Source organism: Paenibacillus xylanexedens (genome assembly GCF_007680605.1).
Taxonomy (GTDB): domain Bacteria; phylum Bacillota; class Bacilli; order Paenibacillales; family Paenibacillaceae; genus Paenibacillus; species Paenibacillus xylanexedens_B.
Genome location: NZ_VEIO01000026.1, coordinates 1 through 1,367 on the forward strand (window position 1 = coordinate 1; position 1,367 = coordinate 1,367).

At 45.8% G+C, this 1,367-nt stretch carries 2 protein-coding genes; both read left to right on the top strand.

Features of this window, described 5'->3' with window-relative positions; all coding sequences use genetic code 11:
- Window positions 1-73: 73 nt before the first annotated feature.
- Window positions 74-403, top strand: coding sequence for a transposase (locus FS818_RS28170; protein WP_145336713.1), 330 nt, complete (start codon window positions 74-76; stop codon window positions 401-403).
- Window positions 404-408: 5 nt separating this feature from the next.
- Window positions 409-1,314: an IS3 family transposase gene (locus FS818_RS28175; protein ID WP_260984880.1), complete on the top strand. Its 906-nt coding sequence runs from the start codon at window positions 409-411 to the stop codon at window positions 1,312-1,314.
- Window positions 1,315-1,367 lie beyond the last annotated feature (53 nt).

Below are 1,367 nucleotides of genomic sequence, written 5' to 3' on the forward strand. Positions count from 1 at the left end.
CTTTAAAGCCCCCTAATCCAATTGGACACTCAAAGCTACCTCAGATACACTAAATGAAATGAGGAGAGTGTTCATGAAAAGACGATTTAGATGCCCAGTTGAGGCGAAAAAGGAGTATGTCGTAGAGGTACTTTCTGGCCTCCGGACAGAGGTCGTGGCACGAAAGTACGGCATGTCTCCTAAAACGCTGACGACTTGGGTTCGTCAATACGAAGATGAGGTGGGGGAACTGGTGGCTAAAAAACAAAAAGAAACACAACAAATACAGCAAGATGCAGCCGACTATCAAGAATTACAGGAGAAGTACGATGAAGCTTTGAAACTTCTTGGCGCAAAAGAATTAGAAAACCAGATTCTTAAGGATCTCGTTAAAAAAAAGTATCCCGACTACAAACAGCGATAGGTTGGATTGAGCGAGGATATCCTGTCCGTACGGTGCTCCGGATCTGCGATGTTCCTCGCTCAACCTATTATTATCACTTGAAACACCCTGAACGCCAGCAACCCATAAGTAGCGGACGAAAAATCCCTGGATACTCTTACAATCAGCAAGGGAAACGTATTTCGGACACTCGGATTGTCGGGTTTCTTCGTCGTTTGATTCAAGGGCCAAATGCAGCGTTTGGCTACCGAAAACTAACCGTGTTGTTGCGCCGAAAGTACAATCTGGTAATTAACAAAAAGAAAGTATATCGGCTCTGTAAGTCTCTCAGCATCCTTCTCCCTCAGCGCGAACAAATCCATACCGTACCGAGAAAAGTAGCTAATAACCGAACGGTAGATGGGCCTAACCAATTGTGGCAGATGGATATCAAGTACGGTTATGTTGCGGGGAAACGCCGGCACTTTTTCCTCGCAAGTATTATTGATGTTTTTGATCGCCGAATCGTCGCTCACCATCGCGGTAAAGCCTGCGACACGCAGAGCATCCTGCATACGCTTCGGCAGGCTATGGTAACGCGACGTATCCCTAAGACCGAGCCAAAGCTCGTGATTCGTACCGATAACGGCCCTCAGTTTATAAGCAAAGCATTTTATAACTTCTGTGAAGAAGCAGGTTTAGAGCATGAGCGGACACCCGTTCGAACACCGAATAAAAATGCTTTTATTGAATCGTTTCATAGTGTTCTGGAACGTGAGTGTTACCAACGACATTGTTTCGAAAGCTACGAAGAAGCCTTTTCCGAGGTAGACCGTTATATCCGTTATTACAACAAAGACCGTATTCACGGCAGTCTACACGACTGGTCGCCGACAGATTACCTGCGCCTGGTCAACGAAGGAACCATAGAGCCCAAATCCATTGCGTTATGATGCGTCAATCTGAGAAAAAGCTAGCTAGTGTCCAATATTAAGGGGTTGAACCG

Excerpts from the sequence above, each read along its gene's own strand:
- FS818_RS28170 (WP_145336713.1), top strand. The coding sequence starts at position 74 with ATGAAAAGACGATTTAGATGCCCAGTTGAGGCGAAAAAGGAGTATGTC.